This is a genomic window from Streptomyces sp. SPB162 (assembly GCF_029504575.1).
GTDB lineage: Bacteria > Actinomycetota > Actinomycetes > Streptomycetales > Streptomycetaceae > Actinacidiphila.
Map to the genome: position 1 here is coordinate 256343 of NZ_JAQFII010000001.1, position 25786 is coordinate 282128.

21 protein-coding genes and 5 pseudogenes are annotated in these 25786 nt (G+C 71.1%); 17 read left to right on the forward strand and 9 right to left on the reverse strand.

Annotation, left to right across the window (positions count from 1 at the left end; all coding sequences use genetic code 11):
- Positions 1 to 29: 29 nt before the first annotated feature.
- The 3 genes and pseudogenes from M2266_RS01190 (at position 30) to M2266_RS01200 (ending at position 4507) form a co-directional block, all read left to right on the forward strand.
- Positions 30 to 1017: pseudogene (locus M2266_RS01190) on the forward strand (sugar ABC transporter permease).
- Entirely contained in the window at positions 1014 to 1949 is a 936-nt protein-coding gene (locus M2266_RS01195; protein WP_277436374.1) for a carbohydrate ABC transporter permease, read from the forward strand. The pseudogene M2266_RS01190 and the gene M2266_RS01195 overlap by 4 nt, the downstream one beginning before the upstream one ends.
- Complete coding sequence (locus M2266_RS01200; RefSeq protein WP_277436375.1) at positions 1946 to 4507, forward strand: glycoside hydrolase family 3 C-terminal domain-containing protein; 2562 nt, start codon at positions 1946 to 1948, stop codon at positions 4505 to 4507. The genes M2266_RS01195 and M2266_RS01200 overlap by 4 nt, the downstream gene beginning before the upstream one ends.
- A 109-nt stretch (positions 4508 to 4616) precedes the next feature.
- Here M2266_RS01200 and M2266_RS01205 read toward each other — a convergent pair whose 3' ends face one another.
- The gene (locus M2266_RS01205) at positions 4617 to 5294 is read right to left on the reverse strand and encodes a hypothetical protein (RefSeq protein WP_277436376.1); all 678 of its coding nucleotides are present in this window, start codon (positions 5292 to 5294) and stop codon (positions 4617 to 4619) included.
- A gap of 122 nt (positions 5295 to 5416) precedes the next feature.
- On the opposite strand from M2266_RS01205, the pseudogene M2266_RS01210 reads away from it, so the two are divergent.
- Positions 5417 to 5566 (forward strand): annotated as a pseudogene (locus M2266_RS01210) (aldo/keto reductase); the annotation flags it as partial.
- Between the two features lie 58 nt (positions 5567 to 5624).
- Here the strand turns inward: M2266_RS01210 and M2266_RS01215 are convergent.
- Positions 5625 to 6458: a PaaX family transcriptional regulator C-terminal domain-containing protein gene (locus M2266_RS01215; RefSeq protein WP_277441022.1), complete on the reverse strand. Its 834-nt coding sequence runs from the start codon at positions 6456 to 6458 to the stop codon at positions 5625 to 5627.
- Between the two features lie 304 nt (positions 6459 to 6762).
- Here M2266_RS01215 and M2266_RS01220 point away from each other — a divergent pair, with 304 nt between their 5' ends.
- Both M2266_RS01220 and M2266_RS01225 read left to right on the forward strand, forming a co-directional pair.
- A complete protein-coding gene (locus M2266_RS01220) occupies positions 6763 to 7734 on the forward strand; it encodes an alpha/beta hydrolase (RefSeq protein WP_277436377.1) in 972 nt (323 codons plus the stop codon).
- 155 nt (positions 7735 to 7889) lie between these two features.
- A pseudogene (locus tag M2266_RS01225) lies at positions 7890 to 8153 on the forward strand (chaplin); the annotation flags it as partial.
- A gap of 446 nt (positions 8154 to 8599) precedes the next feature.
- Here the strand turns inward: M2266_RS01225 and M2266_RS01230 are convergent.
- On the reverse strand, positions 8600 to 9586 hold the full coding sequence (locus tag M2266_RS01230; protein ID WP_277436378.1) for an NAD-dependent epimerase/dehydratase family protein: 987 nt from the start codon (positions 9584 to 9586) through the stop codon (positions 8600 to 8602).
- Between the two features lie 251 nt (positions 9587 to 9837).
- Between M2266_RS01230 and M2266_RS01235 the strand changes: the two genes are divergently transcribed.
- On the forward strand, positions 9838 to 10245 hold the full coding sequence (locus M2266_RS01235) for a DUF2690 domain-containing protein (RefSeq protein WP_277436379.1): 408 nt from the start codon (positions 9838 to 9840) through the stop codon (positions 10243 to 10245).
- Positions 10246 to 10345: 100 nt separating this feature from the next.
- On the opposite strand, the gene M2266_RS01240 is transcribed toward M2266_RS01235, so the two are convergent.
- Entirely contained in the window at positions 10346 to 11389 is a 1044-nt protein-coding gene (locus M2266_RS01240) for a cation diffusion facilitator family transporter (RefSeq protein WP_277436380.1), read from the reverse strand.
- 123 nt (positions 11390 to 11512) lie between these two features.
- Complete coding sequence (locus M2266_RS01245) at positions 11513 to 12688, reverse strand: PucR family transcriptional regulator (protein WP_277441023.1); 1176 nt, start codon at positions 12686 to 12688, stop codon at positions 11513 to 11515.
- Between the two features lie 246 nt (positions 12689 to 12934).
- Here M2266_RS01245 and M2266_RS01250 point away from each other — a divergent pair, with 246 nt between their 5' ends.
- From M2266_RS01250 to M2266_RS01265, 4 genes are all read left to right on the forward strand, one after another.
- The gene (locus M2266_RS01250; protein WP_277436381.1) at positions 12935 to 14194 is read left to right on the forward strand and encodes a YncE family protein; all 1260 of its coding nucleotides are present in this window, start codon (positions 12935 to 12937) and stop codon (positions 14192 to 14194) included.
- Between the two features lie 296 nt (positions 14195 to 14490).
- The gene (locus tag M2266_RS01255; protein ID WP_277436382.1) at positions 14491 to 15306 is read left to right on the forward strand and encodes an NPP1 family protein; all 816 of its coding nucleotides are present in this window, start codon (positions 14491 to 14493) and stop codon (positions 15304 to 15306) included.
- A 116-nt stretch (positions 15307 to 15422) separates the two neighbouring features.
- On the forward strand, positions 15423 to 16166 hold the full coding sequence (locus M2266_RS01260; RefSeq protein ID WP_277436383.1) for a TetR/AcrR family transcriptional regulator: 744 nt from the start codon (positions 15423 to 15425) through the stop codon (positions 16164 to 16166).
- 149 nt (positions 16167 to 16315) lie between these two features.
- Positions 16316 to 17092: a polysaccharide lyase family 7 protein gene (locus tag M2266_RS01265; protein WP_277436384.1), complete on the forward strand. Its 777-nt coding sequence runs from the start codon at positions 16316 to 16318 to the stop codon at positions 17090 to 17092.
- Between the two features lie 136 nt (positions 17093 to 17228).
- Here M2266_RS01265 and M2266_RS01270 read toward each other — a convergent pair whose 3' ends face one another.
- Entirely contained in the window at positions 17229 to 17720 is a 492-nt protein-coding gene (locus tag M2266_RS01270; RefSeq protein WP_277436385.1) for a hypothetical protein, read from the reverse strand.
- A 96-nt stretch (positions 17721 to 17816) separates the two neighbouring features.
- Here M2266_RS01270 and M2266_RS01275 point away from each other — a divergent pair, with 96 nt between their 5' ends.
- From M2266_RS01275 to uvrA, 3 genes are all read left to right on the forward strand, one after another.
- Complete coding sequence (locus M2266_RS01275; protein WP_277436386.1) at positions 17817 to 19040, forward strand: GDSL-type esterase/lipase family protein; 1224 nt, start codon at positions 17817 to 17819, stop codon at positions 19038 to 19040.
- 83 nt (positions 19041 to 19123) lie between these two features.
- On the forward strand, positions 19124 to 19708 hold the full coding sequence (locus M2266_RS01280; protein WP_277436387.1) for a GNAT family protein: 585 nt from the start codon (positions 19124 to 19126) through the stop codon (positions 19706 to 19708).
- A 159-nt stretch (positions 19709 to 19867) separates the two neighbouring features.
- Complete coding sequence (uvrA, locus tag M2266_RS01285) at positions 19868 to 22336, forward strand: excinuclease ABC subunit UvrA (protein ID WP_277436388.1); 2469 nt, start codon at positions 19868 to 19870, stop codon at positions 22334 to 22336.
- A gap of 2 nt (positions 22337 to 22338) precedes the next feature.
- Here uvrA and M2266_RS01290 read toward each other — a convergent pair.
- Positions 22339 to 22518 (reverse strand): annotated as a pseudogene (locus M2266_RS01290) (aldo/keto reductase); the annotation flags it as partial.
- Between M2266_RS01290 and M2266_RS01295 the strand changes: the two are divergent.
- A pseudogene (locus M2266_RS01295) lies at positions 22506 to 22718 on the forward strand (LysR family transcriptional regulator); the annotation flags it as partial. The pseudogenes M2266_RS01290 and M2266_RS01295 sit on opposite strands and share 13 nt — an antisense overlap.
- Positions 22719 to 22741: 23 nt before the next feature.
- On the opposite strand, the gene M2266_RS01300 reads toward M2266_RS01295, so the two are convergent.
- Entirely contained in the window at positions 22742 to 23635 is an 894-nt protein-coding gene (locus M2266_RS01300; protein WP_277436389.1) for a haloalkane dehalogenase, read from the reverse strand.
- A gap of 182 nt (positions 23636 to 23817) precedes the next feature.
- Between M2266_RS01300 and M2266_RS01305 the strand changes: the two genes are divergently transcribed.
- Complete coding sequence (locus M2266_RS01305) at positions 23818 to 24282, forward strand: MarR family transcriptional regulator (RefSeq protein WP_277441024.1); 465 nt, start codon at positions 23818 to 23820, stop codon at positions 24280 to 24282.
- Positions 24283 to 24306: 24 nt separating this feature from the next.
- Here the strand turns inward: M2266_RS01305 and M2266_RS01310 are convergent, their stop codons facing one another.
- Positions 24307 to 24810: a carbohydrate-binding protein gene (locus M2266_RS01310; RefSeq protein WP_277436390.1), complete on the reverse strand. Its 504-nt coding sequence runs from the start codon at positions 24808 to 24810 to the stop codon at positions 24307 to 24309.
- A gap of 62 nt (positions 24811 to 24872) precedes the next feature.
- Here M2266_RS01310 and M2266_RS01315 point away from each other — a divergent pair, with 62 nt between their 5' ends.
- Positions 24873 to 25652, forward strand: coding sequence for a GNAT family N-acetyltransferase (locus tag M2266_RS01315; RefSeq protein WP_277436391.1), 780 nt, complete (start codon positions 24873 to 24875; stop codon positions 25650 to 25652).
- Positions 25653 to 25786 lie beyond the last annotated feature (134 nt).

Here is a 25786-nt window from a genome sequence, read left to right on the forward strand (position 1 = left end):
CGAACCCCGTCCGCAAGGAGTACGCCGCCATGGCCGTGTCGACGACCGCATCACCACCCGCCACCAGAACGCCCGCGGCTCCCACCGCCCGCGGGCCGTCCCGGTTCGCCTGGCGCCGCCTGGAGCGCACCTCCTCGCCCTACCTCTACATCGCCCCGTTACTTCCTGGTCTTCGCCGCCTTCGGGCTGTTCCCCCTGCTGTACACCGCGTACGTCTCCCTGACCGGGTGGCGGGCGGACACCGAAGGCAGCGAGCACACCTTCGTGGGGCTGGACAACTACCGGGCGCTGCTGCACGACCAGTTCTTCTGGAACGCGCTGAAGAACACCCTGGGCATCGGTGTGCTGTCCACCGTTCCGCAACTGCTGCTCGCCCTCGGCCTGGCCCACCTGCTCAATTACCGGCTGCGCGGCCGCACCTTCATCCGGATGGGGGTGCTGCTGCCGAACGTCACCTCGGTGGCCGCCGTCACCATCATCTTCGTCCAGCTCTTCGGGCGGGACTACGGGCTGGTGAACTGGGTGCTCGGCCTGTTCGGCGTCGGCCACACCGACTGGCAGGCCGGCACCCTGTCCTCCTGGGTCGGCATCTCCTGCATCGTCACCTGGCGCTGGACCGGCTACAACGCCCTGATCTACCTCGCCGCCATGCAGGCCGTGCCCTTCGAGCTCTACGAGGCCGCCGCCATCGACGGGGCGAGCCGGTGGCGGCAGTTCCGCAGCATCACCATCCCGATGCTGCGCCCGACGATCCTGTTCACCGTCATCACCTCCACCATCGGGGCGCTCCAGATGTTCGGCGAGCCGCTGCTGTTCAGCGCCAGCCAGACGCCCATGGCCGGTGGCTCGCAACACCAGTTCCAGACGATGGCGCTCTACACGTACGACCAGTTCTGGGGCAAGTTCAAGTACGGCTACGGGGCCGCGATCTCCTGGGCGATGTTCCTGGTGATCGTCCTCATCGTCGCGCTGAACTTCGCCCTCGCGCGACGCATGAAGGGAGTCGACGCCGCATGAGCGCCCCCGTTCCCCTCACCGGCACCACCCACCCCACGCACCAGACCCCTGCGCACCAGGCCCCGGCGCACCGGCAGCCCCGCCGCACCGGCAGCCGACGGGCCCGCGACAGCCAGCTCACCGCCGGGCGGGGCATCTACGCCGTCCTGGCCGTCGTGGTCGCGCTCTCGCTCTTCCCGCTCTACTGGACGGTGGTCGCCGCGTCCCGCGACAACGCCTCGATCACCCGCATGCCACCCGTCCTGCTGCCCGGCTCCCGGCTGTGGTCCAACATCGGCCGGGTCTTCAGCCAGTCCGACATGCAACCGGCGCTGCTCAACTCGGTGATCGTCTCCACCCTGGTGACGGCCTCGGTGATCACTACCTCGACCCTGGCCGGCTTCGCCTTCGCGAAACTGCGCTTCCGGGGCCGCAACGGCCTGCTCGGTGCCGTCGTGGCGACGATGATGGTGCCCACCCAACTCGGCATCATCCCGCTCTACATCATGATGGCGAACTGGCTGCACTGGGCCGACCACCTCCAGGCCCTGATCTTCCCGTCCATCGCCAACGCCTTCGGCGTCTTCTTCATGCGCCAGTACCTCGTCACCGCCGTCCCCGACGAACTGCTCGACGCCGGACGCATGGACGGCTGCACCACCCGCGGCCTGGCCTGGCACGTCGTGGTGCCGGCCGCCCGCCCCGCGATGGCGGTGCTGGGGATGCTGACCTTCATGGCGACCTGGAACGACTTCTACTGGCCCAAGGTCGTCATGACGCAGCAGAACCCGACCGTCCAGCTGTCCCTGTCGGAACTGGCCAGCGGCTACTTCCGGGACAACTCACTCGTACTCGCCGGCACGCTGGTCTCCAGCCTGCCGATCATCGTGGTCTTCCTTCTGATGGGCCGCCAGATCCTCGACGGAATCATGCAGGGAGCGATGAAGGGATGACCGTGACCGCAGAGGACCCCACCGAACCGGCCGTCCCCGGCGCCCCCGTACCCCCGGGCGCCGTACCCCCGGCCACCGCGGCGCTGCCGTCCGCCGAGGAACTGGACCGGCTGATCGCCAAGCTCGACCTGACCGCCAAGGTGCGGCTGCTCTCCGGCTCCGCGGTCTTCCGCACCCCGGCGGAACCCGCCGTCGGGCTGCGGGCCATGACGTTCTCCGACGGCCCGGTCGGGGTGCGGGGCGAGCGCTGGGACGAACGCGACGCCGCCCTCACCCTGCCCTCCCCCACCGCGCTCGCGGCCTGCTGGGACGAGCAGCTGGTCGAGGAACTGGGCGGACTGCTGGCGAGCGAGGCACGCCGCAAGCGGATCGACGTCCTGCTCGCACCCACCCTCAACCTGCACCGCTCCCCCGTCGGCGGCCGTCACTTCGAGTGCTTCTCCGAGGACCCGCTGCTCACCGGCCGCACCGGCGCCGCGTATGTGCGCGGGGTGCAGGGCGGCGGGGTGGCGGCGACCGCCAAGCACTACGTGGCCAACGACTCCGAGACCGAACGCCTCACCCTGGACGCGCACATCGACGAACGCACCCTGCGAGAGGTGTACCTGGCGCCCTTCGAGGCCGCCGTCCAGGCCGGTGCCTGGGTGGTGATGTCGGCGTACAACGCCGTCAACGGCACCGCCATGTCGGAGAGCCCGCTGCTCGACGAGCCGCTGAAGGGTGAGTGGGGTTTCGACGGTCTGGTCGTGTCGGACTGGGGCGCGGTGCGCTCCACGGCCGCCTCGGCCCGCGCGGCGCAGGACCTGTCCATGCCGGGGCCGAATGCCCTGTGGGGCGCTGCGCTGGTGCGGGCGGTCGAGGACGGCACCGTCCCCGAGGCCGCCATCGACGCCAAGCTCCGCCGCATCCTGCGGCTCGCCGCCCGCGTCGGGGCGCTCGCCGGCCCACCGCCGCGCCCCGTGCCGCCGCCCGCGCCCTCCCCGGAGGCGGCCCGGGCCCTGCTGCGCCGCGCCGTCGCCGCCGGGGCGGTGCTGCTCCGAAACGAGGACGCGCTGCTGCCGCTGAACCGCGCGCGGCTGCGGTCGGTCGCGGTCATCGGGCCGAACGCGGCCGCGGCCCGGATCCAGGGCGGGGGCAGCGCCGGTGTCTTCCCCGCCGCCGCGCTCTCGCCCCTGGAGGGCATCCGCGGCGCACTGGAGGGCGGCACCGAGGTCCGGCACTGCGCGGGCGTCTTCCTCACCGCCCGCCCGACGCCGTTGTCGGCCCGGAACGCCTACGACCCGCGTACCGGTGAACCGGGTGTCCTGGTGCGCTACCTCGACGACCAGGACGCCGAGGTGCACGTCGAACACCGCCTCAGCGGCCGGATCCTGGAACCCACCGACGCCGGCGCGGACATCAGTGCGGCGACCACCGTCGAGGTCAGTGCCGTGCTGCGGCCTGACCGGTCCGGCGTGTGGCGGTTCGCGGTGGTCGGTCTCGGGCAGGTGAGCCTGCGGGTCGACGGCCGGACGCTGATCGACGAGTACGTGGCGCCCGAGTCGCGGGATCCCACCTATCTCCACGTCGCGCCGTCCTTCCGGCAGGTGCCCTGGCAGGTCGAAGCGGGCCAGGACGTGCGACTGGTGGCACGCCGCCGGATGGAGGCCGATTCCGGATACCCGGTGGCGCTGGCCGCCGACCCGCCGCGTCGCGACGAGGACGCGGAACTGGCGGCGGCCGTGGAGTGCGCGCGCTCCGCGGACCTGGCGATCGTGGTGGTCGGCACCACCGACGAGTTCGAGAGCGAGGGGTTCGACCGCCCGGGGCTGGCCCTGCCGGGGCGTCAGGACGAACTGGTGGCCGCCGTCGCCGCGGCCAATCAGCGGACCGTGGTCATCGTGAACTCCGGCGGACCGGTCGAGATGCCGTGGCGTTCGTCGGTTCCGGCCGTCCTCCTCGGCTGGTTCCCCGGCCAGGAGGCGGGCGACGGGCTGGCCGACGTGCTCTTCGGCGCAGCGGAGCCGGGCGGCCGGCTCCCCACCACCTGGGCGGCCCGCACCGAGGACGTCCCGGTGTTGGACACCGTGCCCGTCGACGGCGTCCTGCGCTACGCGGAAGGCCCCCGCATCGGCTACCAGGCCTGGCTGCACGCGACGAACGAGCCGGCCTTCTGGTTCGGACACGGTCTCGGCTACACCCGCTGGAGCTACGAGGGTCTCTCGGCCCCCAAGGCGCTCGCGGCGGGGGCGGCGCTGACGGTCCACGTCCGGCTGCGGAACACCGGTGCGCGGGCGGGGCGGGAGGTGGTGCAGGTGTACCTCTCCCGTCCGCCGGACGCCTCGGCCCGCGGCCCGGAACGCCGGCTCGCGGGGTACGCCGCCGTCCGGGCGGAACCGGGCGAGACGGTGACCGCGGCTGTCCGCGTCGAACCGCGTGCCTTCCAGTACTGGTCGCCCGAGCACGCCGGCTGGCGCACCGAGCCCGGCGACGTCGTCCTGTTCGCCGGATCCTCATCGGCCGAACTGCCGCTGCGTGCCCGACTCACGGTGACGGCGGAGCCGGAACCCTCGCCCTGACCGGCACCCCCGTCCGCCTCCCCGCGGACCGAGAGCGGGTGTGCCCTCCGGTCCTGACCCCGGAGGGCACACCAGGGGCCGTGGCGCAGTATTCGGGAGCCGCGGTTTCTTACGGGGCGCTCCAGACGACGGGCCTGCTGAAGTAGGGGGTGACCTCGCCGGCCCCGGACGGCCCCTCGTTCCACCGGACCTCGCGGATGGAGCCGCCGCCCGGCACCAGGTAGGCGAGGCAGGTCTGGTAGGACTTCCCGCCCGCGAAGGGCTTCGGCGCCTTGCTGTCGGCGCACCGCTTGAACTCGCCGATGAAGGTGACGGACGACTGCTGCTGGCCGCGGTCGTCGATCGCCTGGAAGGCGATGTCCGGGTCGTCGTCCCCGGTCGGCGCGGTGCTACCCGTCGCCTTGACGCGCACCTTGACGTAGTACGGCGTGGCCGTGGACTCGGTCGCGTTCAGTTGCACGTTCTTGAAGTCGTCGATCGAGCCCTTCTCTATCGACACGACGGAGACCTGGAGCGGAAGGCCCTTCTGTACCTTCCGCAGGTCGAAGGCGCCCAGCGGGACCCAGGCGACGGTAGCGTCCTGAGCCACCGCGAGGCGCGTACCGGCCGGAGTGAGCCCGGTCGATCCGGCTGCGGGGTCGGCCGACGCCTGCGCCGGTTCGGCGGGAGGGGCGGGCGTTCCGGTGGCGGGGGTACCCACCCCGGACGATCCGCTCCCGCCGCAGGCGGTGAGGGCGGAGGTGAGTAAGGCGACCGCGATCAGCGCGGCTCTACGGTTTGGTGTCACCCAAACAGCGTGGTCCGGCACGGCCCGCGTGTCGCGTCGTGGTCCGCTCAGTGGAACGCTCATCCGCGCCCGGGGGCTGGAATCCACCGCGCCCGCCGCCGAGTTGAAGCAGGAGGGGAAGATCCGCGCCCGCGGTGTCCACCGTCATCCCCGGCATGCGCACCGTGCGCAACGTGGAGCGCAACACCGCCGTGAGAGACGGACGCCCACTGACCGCCGACCAGCTCGCCGTGCTCGCCAAGCACCGCCGGCAGCGCAACTTCTCCTCCTGACCCACTCCCGCGCCCCCACCGATTCGGCATCCCGGCCGCCCTCGGCGGGGCCGGGCCGTCATCCCGACTCCACGACGTCCTCGTAGAGCCGGAAGATCCGCGGCCCGGCCGTACCGCCTGCGCGTTCTCGTTCTCGCAGCAACGACCAGCAGCGGGAGACGAGTCGGCGGGCCTGGGTGCCGGCCCAGGGCCGGGGCAGCAGCTCCGGTGGGAGCAGGGGGTCCGGTTCCATGGCCCGGGTGAACTCCGCGGCGATCTCGACGGCGATGGTCAGGAGTTCGGGGGCGGAGAGCTCCGCCGGATCGTTCAGCCGTTCCAGGCGGGACCCGGCGACCGCGGTCAGGCGGTGGTAGCGGTCGGCGATGGCGTGCTGGGGCCATAGTTCGCGGGCGATCGCGCCCGGCTCGCGCAGGTCGCCCCTTCGCAGGTCCTTCGAGGTGAGCAGGGTGACGCGGTCGGCAACGTCCAGACGGCGGGCCTCGTCCTCGACATAGGACTCCCACGCGTTCGCACTGACGTACAGGCCGCCTTGCAGGACCGCTCCGCCCAGCCGCACGAGGGCTTCCCGCAGCGCGTCCCGGGCCGCACGGGCCGCTTCGGGTACCGCGAACGCGGCCAGGTGCCACGTGCCGTCCCAGGGCGCGAGCCCCGTGTCCTGCTGGAACGCGTACCGGACGAACTCGACGTCGGGCGCGATCGAACGGACGGTCTCGGCGGTGGCGCGCAGCAGCGCCTTACGGCCCCGGCCCTCATGGGTGAAGGCGCCCTCGGCGACGAGCCGCTTGATGCACAGCCGCACCTGCTGGTCGCTCATGGCGAGCGCGCCGGCGACGTCGTACAGTTCACCGGCGTCCACGGTGCCGTCCTCGCGGAGGAGCGCGTCGACGAGCATGCGCGTCGGGACCTCGACGGGTCCGGCGGTCCCGCGTGCCTCGGACCCGGCCGCGACGCCCCGCCGTACGACGATCGCCGCCCGCGCTTCCGATCCCACGGCGTCCACCCGCCCCTTGTCGTCATCCATGTCGGCCGCCGATCTTTCAGACTACAAACGATCGTATCGTATACGATAGTTCTACTTTCCGCCGATCCCTTGGAGGCAGTTCAGGCGGTCCGGAGACAGACCCCCGCTTCGACGGCTGCACACCGCCGTCTGGCCACTCGTCGCCGCCCTACTGGTGGTCGCGGCCCTCGGTGGCGTGATCCTTTGGCAGAACACCTTCGACGTGGATGAGCACCGGGTCACCATCCGCCAGGACGGGCGCACGCTCAGCGGCGTCCTCAGCACGCCCAGGGACGGGCGCGCCCGGCACGGGCTGGTGGTGTTCGTGCACGGCGACGGGCCGATCGACGCCACCCACGAGGGCGGATACGACCCCATGTGGGAGGCGTACACGCGGAGCGGTTACGCCCCCTTGCCCTGGGACAAGCCCGGCGTCGGCGACACGCCGGGTGACTGGCTCGGCCAGTCGATGGACGACCGGGCGGACGAAGCCGTGGCCGCCATCGCCTGGGCCCGGTCCCGCCCGGAGGTCGACACGGCGCGGGTCGGGCTGTGGGGCGCGAGCCAGGCCGGCTGGGTACTGCCGAAGATCGCCGCGCGGACACCCGTGGCCTTCGTCATCGCGCTCTCCCCCGCCATCAACTGGCTGCGGCAGGGTCGCTTCAACCTCCTCGCCGAGTTGCACGCGGAGAACGCGTCGCCCGCACGCGTCCAGCGGGAGACGGCCGGCAGCGACACCACACGCCGCCTGCTGGAACAGCGGGCGACCTTCGAGCAGTATGTGCGGATCCTGGGCGATCAGGACGGAATGACCGCCGGCCGCTGGGGGTTCATCGCGAGGAACTACACCGCGGACACGACAGCCGACCTGCGCGCGCTGCGCGGCATACCGGTGATGCTCGCCCTCGCGGGCCGGGACATCAACGTGGACACCACCGATACCGAGTCCGTCTACCGCGCCGTTCTGGCGCCGACCGGCCAACTGGCCGTCCGGCGCTACACCGACGCGAATCACTCGCTGGCGAAGCGCTCCCTCGAGGGGTCGGAGCTCAAGATCACTTTCACCGCCCTCTTCGCCCCGCGATCCCTCTTCGCCGACGGCTTCCTCGACGACCAACGGCGGTTCCTGCGAGATCTCCGCGGGAACGCCGCTCCTCAGGGTTCCTGACCCGTCGCGAGCACCGGGTGCGCTGTTGCGGTGAGATGCCACTTATGTCCTGGCAAAGTCGGCGTGTTGGTGTGCTTTTCGAGGGGAATGTGTGGGCTTGATCGTCGGGTCTGTGCCGCAACCGATGCGGTACTCACTCGACAAGGAGAAATTTGATGTCGCGTTTCGCCAAGGTCACTACGGTGGTCGCCGTCATGGGCTCCGCCCTGTTCGCCGGTGCGGGCATGGCTTCCGCCGACGCGGGTGCGCAGGCCACGGCCATCGGTTCGCCCGGCCTCCTGTCCGGCAACGTCATCCAGGTGCCGATCCACATCCCGATCAACCTTTGCGGCAACACCGTGAACGTGGTCGGCCTGCTGAACCCGGCGTTCGGCAACACCTGCGAGAACGGCTCCGGTCAGGGCAAGGGCCACGACGACGGCCGTAACGGCGATGACGGCCGCAACGGCGACGAGCACGGTCGCCAGCACGGCCAGCACGGCCAGCACGACTCGCAGGGTGGCATGGAGACCCACAGCCAGCAGAGCGGCCAGCACAGCGAGCACGGTCAGCAGAGCGGGCAGCACAGCGAGCACACCCAGCAGAGCGGCCAGCACAGCGAGCACACCCAGCAGAGCGGGCACGCCCAGCAGAGCGGGCAGCACAGCGAGCACACCCAGCAGGCCGGTCACCAGAGCCACGACCAGCACGGCAACGGTGGCGAGGACGACTGCGACCACTGATTCGCGGCGTGCCGACGGTGTGCCGGACCTTCCCGTACAAGGTCCGGTACACCGCGCGCGTCACCCTTCGATCTGAGAACGCCGATGGGCCCGACGGTCGTCCGCCGGGCCCATCGGCCTCTGGGGTCGGGGGCGCCCCCGGATCAGCTCAGCGCGGCGAGCAGTGCGCGCTCGCGCTCGCCGCTCAACCCCGCACGGCGAGGGCGGTCCAGACCCTGCTCCCGCTCCCAGCGCAAGGTGTCCGCCAGCAGCTCCGCCCGGGGCCGGTGCCGCAGGCCGGCCGCGTCGGCCGCGTCGCCGTTGCGGGCGCTGAAGCCGATCCAGTCCGGGTCGGCCATCCACATCGCGAGCGACTCGGGGCCCATGAACTCGCCCACCTCCTGGGCGAGCAGCCAGCTACGGTCGGCCTCCACCACCCGTCCGGTGTGGCCGCCGATCTCCCGCGACATGGCGAGCCAGTGCCCGAAGGGCACGACCGGCCCGACAGCGTTGTACGTCCCGGTCGTCCCGTTCTCCGCACAGCGGAGCAGCCACGCCGCGAGGTCCCTGGCATCCACCGCCTGGGTCGGCACGTCCAGTGAACCGGGCACGAGCAGCGGTGCCAGCGGCTCGCGAGCCGACCGCGCGACCCAGTACCCGGTGCGGCCGCTGTGATCGCCGGGTCCGCCGATCAATCCTGCCCGGGCGATGAGCAGCCGGCCCGCTACCGCGGCTGTCGAGATGTGCTCGCATGCCACCTTGGCCTGCCCGTACTCCTCGCGCTCGACCTCGTCCCGCTCGGCCGCCGGGAGCAACTCCGCGGACTCGTCCGCGTCCACCTGCCCGTGCGTCGCGTACGCGCTGACCGATGACACGTACGTCCAGTGCCCCGCGCGCTCGCCGAGTGCCGCCAGTGCCCCGCGGACGAAGCCGGGCTGCCACGACACCTCGAACACGGCGTCCCAGTCCCGGCCCGCCAGACTCTCGTAGGCCGACGCGTCGCCCCGGTCCGCGACGACCAGGGTCGCGCCTTCGGCCACTTCGCCGCTCTCCCCGCGGGCCAGGCACGTCACCCGGTGCCCCCGCTCCAGTGCCTGTCGCGATATCTCACGACCCAGCCATGCCGTTCCGCCCAATACCAAGATCTCCATCGGGCCACTCAAACACCGGCCGCCGGCCCGCGCGACAGGACTTCGCCGACAGCGGAGAGGTTCACCGAGAGCGGAGCGCTCCGCCCCGCACATCCGCCCGTACGTCTCACTGCGGCGGTGCGGTGAAGATGACGCGCCCCGCGGTTCGAAAGGGTGACACGCGCCGAAATCCCCGCACGACGACCACCCGATAGGACAGGATTTTCACGTTCTTCCCCCGCCTCGGGGGGAATCTGTCGAGAGGACCCCGAATGTCTGTGTTCAAGCGCCGGATCGCCGCCGGAGTCAGTGCCGTCGCCCTCATCGGGGGAGGGCTGCTCACCGTGGCACCCGCCGCCGGCGCGGCGTCCGGCGCACCGGTGGTGTGCGACACGAGCAGCGCCGTCAGCAAGAAGACCGCGCGCAACGGGAACATGATCATCGAGCTGCGCTACAACGCGTCCACCCGGTGCGCGTGGGGCCGGATCAGCAGGGCACAGGTGCAGAACCAGGTCTGGGTGGACCGGTCGTCCAATGGTGGGGCCTCCTGGACGGGTCCGATGGGGATGAAGCACCTGACGTCCGGCACGGGCACGTACACGGCCGCCTTCAACGACGCCGGCTACGTCATGCGGGCCTGCGCCTACAACGGCAGGACCGTCTGCACCGGCTGGTACTGACGGATGTGAGTGCCGGGCCACGCACCGGCGTGGCCGACACGCGTCCAATGTCCCGGCACGCGCCCAACCTCCCCGCACCCGTCCAACCGCACCGCGCGCGTCAACGACCCGCGGGGTGCTCCGCGGCCGCTTCGTCGAGGAACTCCCGGTCCCGACCGGCCCGCGAGCGGTCCTCGTCCGAGGCGTCGGTGATGTCGAGGAAGACCTGGTCGGCCGCGGGCCACTTCTCCCGCATCCCGGCTTTGATCCGACCGGAGACCTCCTCGACCTCCTCACTGTCCAGGCCGCCCACCAGGTCCACCCGTGCGGCGACCAGCGTGGAGTCCATTCCCAGCCGCATCGTCAGCAGCGAGGTGACGGCGTCCACCTCGGGCTGCTCCGCGAGGAAGGACCGTATGCGCAACTGCAGCCCTGGATCGACGGCCTCGCCGATCAGCTGTCCGCGGGCGTCCTTCCCGAGCCGGTAGGCGACGTAGATGAGGAGGACGCCGATGGCCAGCGACGCGCCGGCCTCCCACTGCACCTGCCCGGTGACCATGTGCAGCGCCATGCCGGCGATGGCCAGCAGCACACCGATCACGGCCGTGCTGTCCTCGGCCAGGACGGTCCGCAGGGCCGGGTCCTCCGCCAGCCGGAGCTGCTGGAGCATGCCGCGGCCCGCCTCGCGGGCCTGCCCGCGCACCTGGAGCAGCGCTTTCGCCAGCGACGCGGCCTCGGCGAGCAGCGCGACGACCAGGACGCCCAGCCCCACCAGATAACCGGTGTGGCTCTCCTCGCCGCTCGACCGCAGCGCCTCGACCCCCTGGAAGACCGAGAAGCAGCCGCCCATCGTGAAGATCCCCACCGCGGCGAGCAGCGACCAGAAGAACCGGTCCTTGCCGTAGCCGAAGGGGTGCTCGCTGTCCGCCGCGCGCTTGCTGCGCTTGAGGGAGGCGAGCAGGAAGACCTCGTTCAGGCTGTCCGCCACCGAGTGCGCGGCTTCGGAGAGCAGGGCGGGGGATCCGGCGAAGAGTCCGCCGACCGCCTTGGCGACGGCGATGACCAGATTGGCACCGAGGGCCATCAGGATCGTGCCCTTGGTCTCGCCGTCCCCTCCGGACGAGCCCCCGGCCGCCTCGGCCGCCTTATCGGACTGCTGTGTCATCAGCGGACAACCCTCCCGATCGGCTCCTGTCGACGTCGCCTACCCCTACGGAACACCCGCACACCCGGCCCGGTGCGGTGGCGCGCCGTCCCGCGTCGGCGAACGACCCGCGGGGGCGGCAGGTCAGCGCGGTCCGAGCCAGGTGCGCAGCGCCCACCACCAGTGGAGCGTGTCCAGGACGGCCGCCCGGCTGTGCGCGGTGACCGCCTCCAGGGAGGTGCCGACGGTTTCCTCGAACCGCGTGAGCCGGTAGCGGATGGTATTCGGATGGACGTGCAGGGCCGTGGCGGTGCGGTCGAACCGCTGCCCGTGGTCGAGGTAGGCGAGCACGGTGGTCGCGAGCTGCCGGTGGAAGGAGTCAGCCGGGTCGAGGGCGCCCAGGAGGGTGCGGCTGAGCAGGTCCGCCATCGCGGGCCGGGCGGCCAGCGCGCTCGGTCCGGCCAGATCGGTGACCTGGTGCAGGCCTCGCAGCCCCTGCTCCTCCGCGCACCCGAGGGCGTCCAGGCACAGGGCGTACAGGGGACGGATCCGGTGCAGGGGCGCCGGGGGTGCGACCACCACCAGTGCCTGGACGTCGAGCGGTCCGGGCGGCGGGAGCCGGGTGGCGATCCCGGTCAGCTTGCCGTCCACCAGGCCGAACAGGCCGGGGTTCGTGACCAGGTGCCGCTCCAGGGCACGGGCTCGCACGGGGTCGGTGACGTCCGACACGACGCAGTGGTACAGCCCTTGCGGCTGCAGCCCGGTGTCGGCCAGTTCGTCGCAGGACAGGGTGCGCGCGTCGCCGAGCAGGAGCCGGCGCAGTACCTGGGTGCGGGCTTCGCGGGCCGTGCGGGCCAACTCCAGTTCGGCTTCGTGGTACCCGGTGATGACGTGGATCTCCAGTGCGCCGGTGTACCGGTCCGACTGCAGCAGGACCTCCAGCATGACCTCGGCGGGAACACCCGCGGCCCGGGCCCGTTCCATGGCGATCCGCACCGCGCGGTTGCGGCCCGCCTGGACACCGCGCAGCAGGGCGGTGATGGGCACGCCCTGCGCGGCCCGGTCGCCACCCAGCAGGACGGCCGCCTCGAAGTCCGGCTCGAAGTCCGGTTCCGGCTCCCCCGGTTCGCGGGGCCGGACGAAGGCGGCCAGCCCGGCGGCCAGCATCACCTCGACATGCCGCCGGTTCTCCGCGGGCGGCAGCCGGGCCACCTCTACGGAGTCGGCACGCGCCGCCGCGACGACCTCGTCGACGACGGCCGGGTCATCGGCCATGGCCCGGAACACCGCGGCGAGGGCGCTGCGACCGGCTTCGACCATCACGTCCTACCGCCTCCGCCCGGTGTCCAGGGGCGGTTGGGACCGAGTCACAACCGGAGGCCGCGTCCTTGGGGACCGGTGCCTATCGGTGGTGCGAGCCGCCTTGGTTTCCTGTGGACTACCGAAAAGTAACACCAGGGTGCCGTGCGGGAGACCCCCCGCACGGTGCCGCCCCGCGTCCGCCCGAGCCGCGGCGAACCTCCGGTCGGCGGGCCCCCGTTCCACGCCATCGACTCCGGAGATTCCATGAACGCATTCAAGCGCCCGAGGACCTCTCTCGTCCTGCTCGCCGCGACCGCGGCCCTCACCGCCGTGTGCGCCGCTCCGGCCGGGGCCGAGCAGCCCAAGGCCTCCGGCCCCCTCAGGGAGGTCCTGTTCGTCGGGAACAACTGGGACGGCACCGCCGACGTGGTCCGCTCCACCGGCACCTTCGCGAAGGTCGGGCACGTCAATGTGATCCCCGACAAGGCGCAGCGGCTCACCGAGATCTATCTCAACCCGGTACGGCTCGCCATCTACCTCGCCATCCAGCAGGGCCCCGGTGAAGGCCACGACCAGTACGTCGACGACATGTACACCACGCCGGACGGACGGTCCGTGGTCGTCTCCCGCCCCAGTTTCGGCGACGTGGTCTCACTCGACCTCGCGACCGGGAAGGTCAACTGGCGTTACCAGGTGTCGGGTTACCGCTCCGACCACATGGCGCTGTCGCCCGACGGCCGGCGCGTCGTGGTGTCCGCCTCCCTGGCGAACACGGCTTATGTGATCGACATCGAGACCGGACGGCAGCTCGGCTCGTTCGCGACCGGTGACAAGCCGCACGAGAACGTCTTCACCGAGGACGGAAAGTACCTCTGGAACATGTCCATCGGTGAGGTCCAGACGAGTCTGGACGACCCGCTGTGGGACTGGACCAAGGGCGACCGGCACATCACCGTCGTCGACGGCACCACCTACCAGCCGATCCGGACCATCGACATGCGGGCCCGGCTCAACGCGTTCGGCCGCTCGGACCTCTCCAACGCCGTGCGACCGGTGGCGTTCTCCCCGGACTGGTCGAAGCTGTACTTCCAGGTGTCGTTCTTCAACGGGTTCGTCGAGTACTCGGTCGCCACGGACACGATCACCCGGGTCAAGACCCTGCCGGTGAACCCGGCCACCGACCCGGACCGGACCAAGTGGCCGAACGACTCGCGCGACCACGGCCTGTCGATGAGCCCGGACGGTGCCAAGCTGTGCGTCGCCGGCACCGTGGACGACTACGCGACGGTTGTCGACCGGGCCACGCTGCAGGAGGGTCCGCTCGTCCCGGCGTCGAAACCGTACTGGGCCACGGTGAGCGGGGACGGCAAGTCCTGCGTCATCTCCGAGAGCGGGGCGAACCAGATCACCGCGATCGACTTCGCCACCGGACAGAAGATCCTCTCCGTCCCCGTCGGCTACCACCCCCAGCGCGTCCGCCTCGGCCACGTCCCCACCGACTGGACAGGACCGGCCGCCGGGTGACGCCCCGCACCCGGCTGCGACCGGTCATCACCGGGTCCGTGCGATCAGTCGCGCCGGCAGCCGGGTGCGGGGAACGATCCGGTCGACGGCCCTTGCCGAAAGATCTTTCCGTGCACCTGCGGCCGAACAGTCGGCTTCCTCGTGAATCAGTCAGCGATTCACGGGCGGGACACCGGACCGTTCGTCCGGAGGACTTCTCCGGCCGACATCACCCTCATAGAGTGCGCGAATCCAGTACGTAATCCGGGCGAGGACTCTCACCCCACATGTATTGCCGGGGAGTTGATGTGCACAGCATGCCGTCGCCGACGAAGAGCCCGGGGGAAACGGTCGACCGCCGCCCGTTGCGTCAGGGCAGAATCCGTCGGTCCACGATCGCGAGCGTCCTCAGCGCGGCGGCCCTGGTGCTGGCGCTCCCGACCGACGCGAGCGCCTCCGTCCTCCAGGCCCTTCCCCAGAACGCCGACGGGCTCGAGCAATCCTTCTCCCCGGCCTTCGACTACGACGGGGACGGCTGCTACGCGACCGCCGCCATCGGCGCCGACGGCACCCTCAACCCCGGCCTGAAGCCCGGCGGGGACGTCAACGGGCACTGCCACGATGCCCCCCAACTGGTGAACTCCAACACGTACTCGCGCGAGAAGTGCAACAACGGCTGGTGCGCGGTCGTGTACGCCGGCTACTTCGAGAAGGACCAGGCGACCCTCGGGCCCGTGGCCATCGGGCACCGGCACGACTGGGAGCACGTCGTGGTGTGGATCAACGACAACCAGGTCCGGTACGTCTCGACGTCGCAGCACAGCGGCTGGAAGGCGTACCCGCGGTCGGCGGTGCGCTTCGACGGCTCCCACCCGAAGGTCGTCTACCACAAGGACGGCGCCTCGACCCATTTCTTCCGCCTCGCCAACGCGAACGACGAACCGCCGGAGAACGTCACCGGCGGCTGGTTCTATCCGCGTCTCGTCGGCTGGAACGGATATCCGGCGGGCCTGCGCGACAAGCTCATGAACGCCGACTTCGGCTCGGCCACGATCAAGATTTCGGACAACACCTTCCATGACGCCCTCAACAACTCCAAGCCCGCCGGGATCCCGTTCGACCCGTACGCCTGACATCAACTCGGCGGTCGTGGACCGCCGTTGCCGCCCATCACCGAACACGCGGACGCGGTGCGGGTGTTCGACGCAATACGGTTGATTCTCGGCCACATTCCCCAGGTGCGGTAGCCGTGCGTAGATCGCTCGCGTACGTTCAGTTCTCGTTGCACATGGCCAGCAGCGACAGCGGAGGTTCGGCCGTCGTCCCGTGGGGGGAACGACGGCCGGACTTCCGGCTCATCCTCAAGGGAGTCGTGGTGACAGGACGTCCTCGGGGAGTGCACGACTCGGCGATCCTGCGGACCACGGCCGAGGTGATCGGCCGGGTGGGCCCCTCGGGCCTCACCCTGGCGGTGGTGGCCCGCGAAGTGGGCATGGTTCCCGCCACGCTCGTGCAGCGGTTCGGATCCAAACGGGGTCTGCTCCTGGCACTGGCCGAGCAGTCGGCGAAGGACGCGGTCGCGCTCTTCGGGCGCGCGCGATCCGCACGCGAGACGGCGCTGCAGGCCCTGGTGACGCTGACGGTGGAGTCGATGCGTTCCATGTCCTCACCCGAGGCGTACGCCAACCACATGGCCTTCCTGTGCGTCGATCTGACGGACCCGGAGTTCCACCGGCACGCCCTGGCCGTGCACCAGGCCCAACGGCAGGCGGTCGAGGACCTGCTGACCGAGGCGGTGTCCACCGGCGCGCTCCGCGCGGGGACGGACGTCACCACCCTGACGCGGTCCGTGCAGGCGGCCGCCGCCGGCACGGGCCTGATGTGGGCCCTGGACCGCCAGGGCACCCTCGCGGAGCGGCTCCGGCAGGCGATCGACACCGCCCTCTCGTCCCACCAGCCGACTTCTCGCCAGGTCGATTGTTCACAGACATGAACTGCACGTAACACTGTGAACCGGAACGAACAACTCCATGAACAGAGAGGACCGTTGACGCTGCCGCGGGGCCGTGCTATCCAGATCTGGCGCACGGTTGGACTAGACCTAGTTCACATCCCTGAATACAGCGCTGGAAGGCCCCCCACATGAGATCTCGTTCCAAGATCCTCGTCCTGGCCACCGCCGCGGGCATAGCCGGCACGATCGGCCTGCTCGGCACCACGGCCCACGCGACGTCCCCCTCCGTCGCGCCCGGTGGCAACTTCAACCTGTCGGTATGGCAGTTGCAGGAGCCGGTCGGCTCCCCCGGCTCGCCGACCACCATCTCGTCGTCCCGGCTGCAGGGCGCGAACGGGTTCCAGGACTCGTACTTCTACACCGACACCCGTGACGGAGCGATGACCTTCTGGGCGCCGGAGAAGGGCGTCACCACCCCCAACTCGAACTACGCCCGCTCCGAGCTCCGCGAGATGAACTCCAACGGCAGCTCAGCGGACTGGTCACTCAGCGGCGCCCACAAGCTCAACGCGACGCTGCGCGTGGTGTCGGTGACGTCGAACGTCTGCGTCGGACAGATCCACCTCGGCACGGGCGGTTCCTCCACGAAGCCGCTGGTCGAGCTCTACTACCACGCGAACGGCGACATCGTCGCGGGCCTCGAGAACTCGCCCTCCGGCGGCCAGACCACGCACACCGTGGGCCACGTGGCGGTCGGCAAGACGTGGAGCTACACGATCGCCGTCTCCGGCGGTCACACGATCGACCTGACCATCAACGGCAGCACGACGCACTACGCGATCCCGTCGTCCTTCAACCCGTACAAGCAGTACTTCAAGGCCGGCTCGTACAACCAGTCGTCCTCCAGCAGCACGACCAAGGGCGCCCGAGTCGCCTTCTACGGGCTGACCGTCTCCCACAGCTGATCGGCTCCCCGGCTCCGCGCGGCGAGAGGCCCGGTGCACCGGACCTCTCGCCGCGCGGCACGACGCCGTTGCGGTCCCAACCCCTCGGGAACGGCCTGCCGGGCTGCCGGGCAGGCCCGCGACCAGGTGCGGGGGGTCACGGCCGCAGAACGGACCGATCGAGGGTGAACAGGTTGTCGGACGGGTCCACAACGACTTTGATGCGCAGCCCGAGCCTCAGCCAGGGTTCGTCGGCGAGTCGGTAGACCGCTTCGAACGGGAGCACACCCTCACCGCTGACCGCCAACCGCAGCTTCGCCCGGTCCGCGCAGCCGTCGTGCTGTTCCTCCAGCTCCAGGGCGACGATCTCGGCGACCGCCGGCAGCCCGCGGCTCCGCAGCCGCTCGGTGTCCGACTGCTCCAGGTCCGCCCCGAGCCACATCGAGACGCCGAAGAGGACGGGCAGCAGCACCATGCCGGCCTCGACGAGCACCATCCACCATGTCCGGTCGTAGTCGGCGGCGAGCAGCACCCCCGACAGGACCACCGCGCCCGCCCACCAGCACACCGCGCCGACGCGTTTCACGACGCGCGACCGCGCGTCGCCGATGAACGCCACTCTGGCGCAAGCACCCTCGTCGGTGGTCATCTCGCCAGCCTAGTTCCCCGGGCCGTCAGCAGTGTTGCCGTACGGGTCACCCGAAAATGCTGTGCGGACCACGTATCCGGTTGACAAAGTGGGTTCATGACGTCTCCGCACGACCCCGGTCCCGGCTCCGCCACCCCGCCCCGCGCCACGCAGTGGACCACCACGCCCGTCACGGCCGATCTGCTGCGCGGCGCGCTCGACGTGGAGCGCACCGAGCGCGGCCTGCTGCCGCACCGGCTGCCCGCTTGGGCACGCGCCCAGTGCGCCGACGAGCAGCTGGCCACGGTGGAGGCCCAGCCGTCCGGCGTGCGACTGGCCTTCCGCACCCGGGCCACGTCGGTCGAGCTGCACGCCCTGCGGACCAAGACGACCTACGAGGGCGCCCCGCCCCGTCCGGACGGGGTCTACGACCTGCTCGTCGACGGCCACCTCACCGCGCAGGCCAGTGTCACCGGCGGCGACGAGTTGCTGGTGGATCTGGCCACCGGATCGAAGGAGACCAGGCCGGGACCGGTCGGCACGGTCCGGTTCCCCGGTCTGCCCGAGGGGATGAAGAACCTCGAGATCTGGCTGCCCCACAACGAGCAGACCCGGCTGGTGGAACTGCGCACCGACGCCCCCGTGGAGGCCGCGCCGGACGACGGCCGCAGGGTGTGGCTGCACCACGGCAGTTCGATCAGCCACGGCTCCGATGCCGCGAGTCCCACCACCATCTGGCCGGCGCTGGCCGCATCCCTCGGCGGCGCGCAACTGATCAACCTCGGTCTGGGCGGCAGCGCGATGCTCGACCCGTCCACCGCCCGTGTGATGCGCGATACCCCCGCGGACCTCATCAGCGTCAAGATCGGCATCAACGTGGTCAACGCCGACGTGATGCGGATGCGCGCCTTCACTCCGGCGGTGCACGGCTTCCTCGACACGATCCGCGAAGGACATCCCACCCTTCCGCTGCTGGTCGTCTCGCCCATCCTGTGCCCCATCCACGAGGACACCCCCGGCCCCTCCGCACCGGACCTCAGTGACCTCGACGAAGGGCGGATCCGGTTCGTGGCCGCGGGCGATCCGGCGGAACGGGCCTTCGGGAAGCTGACGCTCAACGTCATCCGCGACGAGCTGGCCCGCATCGTGAAGCAGCGGGCGGCCGACGACCCGCACCTGTACTACCTCGACGGCCGCGACCTCTACGGCGACGCGGACCACGCCGAGCTGCCGTTGCCCGACCAGCTGCACCCCGACGCGGCGGCCCACCGCCGCATCGGCGAACGCTTCGCCGCCCTGGCCTTCGGCCCCGACCGGCCGTTCGCGGCCGAGCTGGGCTGAGCGGACCTGAGCCGCCCGCCCCGCACCGGAACCGCCCCGTGCGAAGATCCCACCACTGCGCACGATCGCCGAGGAGGACGAGAATGTTCGCGACATCGCTGGGTGACGGAGCCGAACTACGGCCGCTGGAACCCTGGCAGGCCGAGGAGTTCCTCGCCCACATGGACCGCGGCCGCGCATTCATCGGTCAGCACGTCGGGCTGCCCGACGCCACCCCCGACCTCGACTCCACGCGGAACTGGCTCCAGTCGTACGCCGACAAGACCGCGGCCGACGCAGGGCGGCTGTACGGCATCTGGCTCGACGGGCTCCTCGTCGGCGGCGTCCTGTTCCGGGTCTTCGACGCGAACGCCGAGACCTGCGAGGCCGGCTGCTGGCTGGAGCCGGCCGCCGCGGGGCGCGGCCTGGTCACCCGCGCGGCCCGCGTGATCATCGATTGGGCGATCGAGGAGCGCGGCATCCACCGTGTGGAGTGGATGGTGTCCTCCAAGAACACCCCGAGCATCAACGTGGCCAAGCGGCTCGGCATGAGCCGCGACGGCGTCCAGCGCGAGAGCTCCCGCTACCGGGGTGTCCGGCAGGACATCGAAATCTGGTCCGTGCTCGCCCCCGAGTGGCGTGCCGCGCGCTCCGCGCACCCCGCCGGGACGCCCCGGACCGAGGCGTAGGCCGGGCCCCGGCCCCGGCGGAGGCGGCAACCCTACGTGATCATCGACAGCGGTCACGGTGACGCCCGATCCCGCCCAGGTGCCGAAGCGGGGCGGGCGGTTCAGGCTGGACGGAGGAGGACGCACCGGCCAGCTGCTGCTCCCGGGCAAGGAGGGGACGTGCGGAACAACGCGACCGACCACTTCGTACATGTCCGAGGCGCCGCCGAGCACAACCTGAAGAACATCGATGTCGATGTCCCCCGGGACGCGATGGTCGCCTTCACCGGGGTCTCCGGTTCCGGCAAATCCTCGCTGGCCTTCGGGACGCTCTACGCCGAGGCGCAGCGCCGGTACTTCGAATCCGTCGCGCCGTACGCCCGCCGGCTGCTGCAGCAGGTCGGCGCACCGCAGGTGCAGGAGATCACCGGACTGCCGCCGGCCGTGGCCCTGCAGCAGCGCCGGGGGGCGCCCAGTTCGCGGTCGACGGTCGGGACCCTCACCACGCTCTCCAACCTGCTGCGGATGCTCTACTCGCGCGCCGGTACCTACCCGCCGGGAGCACCGCGGCTGGAAGCCGAGTCGTTCTCGCCCAACACCGCGGCCGGTGCCTGCCCGCGGTGCCACGGCCTGGGCGAGGTGCACGACGTCGCCGAGGACCTGCTCGTCCCCGACCCGTCGCTCAGCATCCGGGACGGCGCGATAGCGGCCTGGCCGGGTGCCTGGCAGGGCGCCAACCTGCGCAGCATCGTGAGCGGTCTGGGCATCGACATCGACCGGCCCTGGCGCAAACTGACCAAGAAGACCCGGAACTGGCTGCTCTACACCGACGAACAGCCCTCGGTGTACATCGAGCCCGAACCCGAACGCATCGACTACGGCTACTTCGGGAAGTTCTGGAGCGCCCGCGAACACGTCATGCACGTCCTGGCCGATTCCAAGAGCGAGCGGATGCGGGAGCGGGCCCTGCGGTTCGTCCGGAGCGTGCCCTGCCCGGTCTGCGAGAGCAGTGGGCTGCGGCCGGAGGCGCTCGCGGTGACCGTCGCCGACCGCTCCATAGCCGAGGTCAACGCGCTGCCGCTCACCGAGGTCGTCGCGGTGCTGCGGCCCATCGCCTCGCTGACCGACGCCGGGGCCACCACGTCGACCGCGCTGTCCGGGGAGACCACCGAGGTCGCGGTCCGGATCTGCGCCGACGTGGTCGCACGGGTGGAGGTACTGCTCGACCTCGGTCTGGGCTACCTCAGCCTCGGGCGCAGCTCGACGACCCTGTCGCCGGGCGAGGCACAGCGTCTGCGGATCGCCACCCAGCTGCGGTCCGGGCTGTTCGGCGTGGTCTACGTGCTCGACGAGCCGTCCGCGGGCCTGCACCCGGCCGACGCCGAACCGCTGTTGGACGTGCTCGACCGCCTGAAGGCGTCGGGCAATTCGCTGTTCGTCGTGGAGCACGACATGGACGTCGTGCGGCGGGCGGACTGGGTGGTCGACATCGGCCCCGGTGCGGGCGAGGGCGGCGGACGGGTCCAGTACTCCGGACCGGTGGCCGGGCTGGAGCAGGTCGCGGAGTCTGCCACCAGTGAGTATCTGTTCGGGCGCGCGCGGCCGTTGGAGCACCGCCTCCGCAAGCCGCAGGGGTGGCTGCGCCTGAGCGGCGTCTCCCGCCACAATCTGCGCGACGTGTCCGTCGAGATACCGCTCTGCGTCCTGACGGCGGTGACCGGGGTGTCGGGTTCCGGCAAGTCGACGCTGGTCACGCAGGTGCTCGCGGAGGTCGTACGCGGTCATCTCGGGGTGGTGCCCGACGAGGACGACGAGGCGGGATTCGAGGTCGATGTGCGGGACGCGGCGGGACTCGAGTCGTTCGACCGGCTGGTCCGGGTCGACCAGCGTCCCATCGGCCGCACCCCCCGGTCCAACCTGGCGACGTACACGGGGATGTTCGACGCGGTCCGCAAGGTGTACGCGGCGACGGACGAGGCGAAGGCGCGCGGCTACACCCCCGGGCGCTTCTCCTTCAACGTCCCCGAGGGGCGCTGCGAGTCCTGCCAGGGTGAAGGTTTCGTCGCGGTCGAACTGCTCTTCCTTCCCGGGACCTACGCGGCGTGCCCGACCTGCCACGGCGCGCGCTACAACGCCGAGACGCTTGAAGTGACCTACCGGGACCGGAACATCGCGGACGTGCTGGCGATGACCGTCGACGAGGCCGCCCCCTTCCTCGCCGACGTCCCGGCCGCCTCCCGGAGCCTGGAGACCCTCCGGGAGGTGGGGCTGGGGTACCTCCGGCTCGGCCAGCCGGCGACGGAGCTCAGCGGAGGCGAGGCCCAGCGCATCAAACTCGCCACCGAGTTGCAGCGAGCGCGCCGCGGCCACGCCCTCTACCTGCTCGACGAGCCGACCGCGGGACTGCACCCCGCGGACGTCGCGCTGCTGCTGCGGCAGCTGCACCGGCTCGTCGACGCCGGCAACACGGTCGTCCTGGTCGAGCACGACCTGGACGCGATCGCCACCGCGGACTGGGTCATCGACCTCGGCCCGGGAGGCGGGGACGCCGGTGGCCGGGTGGTCACGACGGGCACTCCGGCGAAGGTCGCCAGATCCAGCCGCAGCGCCACGGCGCCCTACCTGGCGTGCCGACTGGTGAACTCCTGAACTCACTCCACGCTCTCGCGGGCGTGGAGAGCGTCCAGGACCGCCAGTTCATCCTCGGACAGGCGCAGGGCACCGGCTGCCACGTTCTCCACGACGTGCTCCGGGTCTCCCGTGCCCGGGATGGCCGGCACATGAGGACCGCGGGGCAGCGTCCGCGCCAGGCGGACCTGCGCCGCACTCGCTGGGAGGCATCCGTAACATCGCGGGCCCCGAGGTCTTCCCCCTGGACGAGCTGGGCCGGATTGCCCTGGCCCGCAACTCCGACGGCCGCACCGTCGTCACCGACCCGACGGCCGGCATGTTCGCCGCCGTCAAGGGCGACGTCCTCACCGACCAGGACGCCCACCTCGCCACCACCCACTACGCCGACTGGCTCGCCTGAGCCGATCGCCCTCCCGCGGCGCATCAGGACGACACCACGTCCTTGACCGCGTTCGAGGTCAGCCCCTGTGCGTCGAGCCAGCGGGCGATCGCCTCGCCGATCGCGTCGGGCTGGTCCTCGGGGGCGTGGTGCCCGGCGGGTCCGCAGTGCTCGATCTCCAGGGAGGCGATGTTCTCCCGGCTCCAGGCGATCATGTCCTCGCCGATCAGCAGGGTGGGCGAGGAGTCGAAGGTGAGCAGCAGCTTGGGGACGTCGGTACTGGCGGCGAGCCAGGCGTCGTACGCGGTGATACGGGCGACGACGTCGGCCGGTTCGCCGTCGATCGGCATCATGCGCGGCCAGGCCAGCAGGGGTCGGCGGCTGCGCGGAGTCGGGTACGGGGCGCGGTAGGGCTGGACGTCGGCCTCGCCGAGCGGATTCAGGACGCCGCCGGTGAACGCGGTTTCGATGAAGATGTTCTCCTCCAGCACCAGTTGCTCGCCGACGCCGGGGGTGCGAAACGCCTCGAACCGGGACCGTGCGGGAGCGGGCATCTCCGCGGAGGCCAGCGGCTTGAGCATGGTCTCCAGCAGAGCGACACCGCGCACCCGTGCCGGGTGGCGGGCGGCCCAGTCCAGCGCCAGGACACCACCCCAGTCGTGGCCGACCAGGACGACCTCGTCCAGATCCAGCGCCTCGAACCAGGCGTCGAGGTAGCGGACCTGGTCGGCGAAGCCGTAGTCGATGTCGGGCTTACCCGAAGTACCCATGCCGATCAGGTCGGGCGCCAGGGTGCGGGCCCGTCCGGAGACGTGCGGGGTGACATTGCGCCACAGGTGCGAGGAGGTCGGGTTGCCGTGCAGGAACACCACGGGCAGGGCGCCTTCTCCGGCCTCGGCGTAGGCGATGTGGGAGTCGATGACGTGGGCGGTGGCCATGGTCGGTGGGTCCTTTCCAGGGTCCAATTCCGTTTGCTCGACGAACGTTCGCCGCACTAACGGTTTGATGTGGACGACGGTATACCGTTAGTGCCACTAACGCAACGGGTAGGATCAGTGCCATGACGACTGAGCACGCCCAGGCCACCCCGGCGACGACCGCGCAACCCAGCGACGACGACATGGACGACCGGGCGACGCCGGACCGGCTGCGCAAGCTGCCCAGCCGGCTGCTGGTCAGGACCGCGTCACACGCCGACCGCCTGGTGAGCGAGGCCCTGGCGACCGAAAGCGCCCGCAAATGGCACTTCGTGGTGCTGGTCGCCCTCACCGAGGCCGGTCCGGCCAGCCAGTCGGCCCTCAGCACCCGCACCGGGATCTTCCGCAGCGACATGGTCGCCGTCATCAACGACCTCGCCGACCGGGGCCTGGTGGAACGCGCGCCCGATCCCGACGACCGCCGCCGCAACGTCATCACCGTGACCGCGCGGGGCCGCGCGTATCTGCGCCGGCTCGACGACATCATCGACACGGCCCAGGAAGACCTGCTCGCCCCGCTGAACGAGGCCGAGCGCGGTCAGCTGACCAGCCTGCTCACCCGGCTGCTGGACCACCACGCGAAGGCGGCACCGCACGGGGGCAGGTGAACCACCGAGTGCCCGCGGCCTCCGTCAGGACGCGAACTGGAACCAGTTGAGATTGACCACGTCGCCGGAGCCGCTGGTGGTGAACGTGACGTAGACGGCGTGCACCCCTTTCGCCGCCCCGCTCAGCGCGGTCGTCCTGCTCGCCCAGTTCTGCCATCCGCCCGTACTGCTGACCGGCTCGCTCGCAATCACCGGACCCGTCGTGCTGTCGAGGCGATACTGCACCGTGCCGGTGACCCCCGCGCCCGAGGCGAACCGGGTGGTGACCGAGGCCGCCCCGGTCGCGCCGAAGTCGAGGCTGCCGTAGCCGATCCAGTCGCCGGCCGCGATGTACCCGACGTCGGTGCCGCCACCGGTGTCGCCGCAGGCCTCGTTCTGCGTGCCCGACTGGGAGGCGAAAGCCTCCGCCTGCGTCACCTGGTAGGCGCTCGGAACCGACGCGGGACCGTAGGTGAGACCGAAGGCGTACGGGAACAGGGCGGGCTTCCCGTCACCGTCGTTGATCGGCTGCTGGCTCGCGGACTGCATCCAGGTGCTGTCAGGACAGTTCTCGGTTGCCGCCGTCGTCCGTTCGGTGGTGGACTGGGCCGATGGATCACGAAGCGGTACTCGCCCGGTTCGACCAGCAGATGCGGCGGGACGCGGACGCCGACGATCCCTCGGCACGGATCGAGCGGACCGGCGACGTGGTGCGGCAGGTCGGCGCGGGAAGCGACGACTGGAACGGCGTCATCTGGTCGGATCTCGACGTCAACACCGCGGACGACGCGATCGCCGCACAGGTCCGGCACTTCACCTCGCTGGATCGTGAGTTCGAATGGAAGCTGTACGCCCATGACCGGCCCGGGGATCTGGCCGGCCGGCTGCGGGCGGCGGGGTTCTCCGCCGAGCCGGAGGAGACCGTGATGGTCGCTCGGATCGACGACCTCTCCACCGATCTCGCCCTACCGGACGGCATCCACGTCCGGCCGGTCACCGATCCGGCCGGCGTGGACCTCGCGGCAGACGTCCACGAGCAGGCGTTCGGCACGAGCGCCGACCGGCTCCGGCATCGTCTGCTCTCCCAGCTGGCCGGGAGGCCGGACACCTTCAGCATGGTCCTCGCGATGGCCGGCGACCTGCCGGTGTCCGCCGCACGGATGGAACTGCACCCCGGCACCGACTTCGCCGGCCTCTGGGGCGGCGGCACGGTGGCCGCGTGGCGGGGCCGGGGCATCTACCGTGCGCTGGTCGCCCACCGGGCCCGCATCGCCGCCGAGCTCGGCTACCGTTATCTGCAGGTCGACGCCTCCGACCAGAGCCGCCCGATCCTGCGACGCCTCGGCTTCACCGCCCTGACCACGACGACGCCCTACGTGTACCAGCCCTGACGACCTCCGGTGTTCCCGCCGGGGGTGGGGCTGCCGACGCCGGGACTGCCGACGATGGACCCATACGTGAGGCGCAATGTGCGCGCGGATCGCCCGGCTCCGCCACGTCCGGGGCCTGGGCCTGGGCCTGGGCC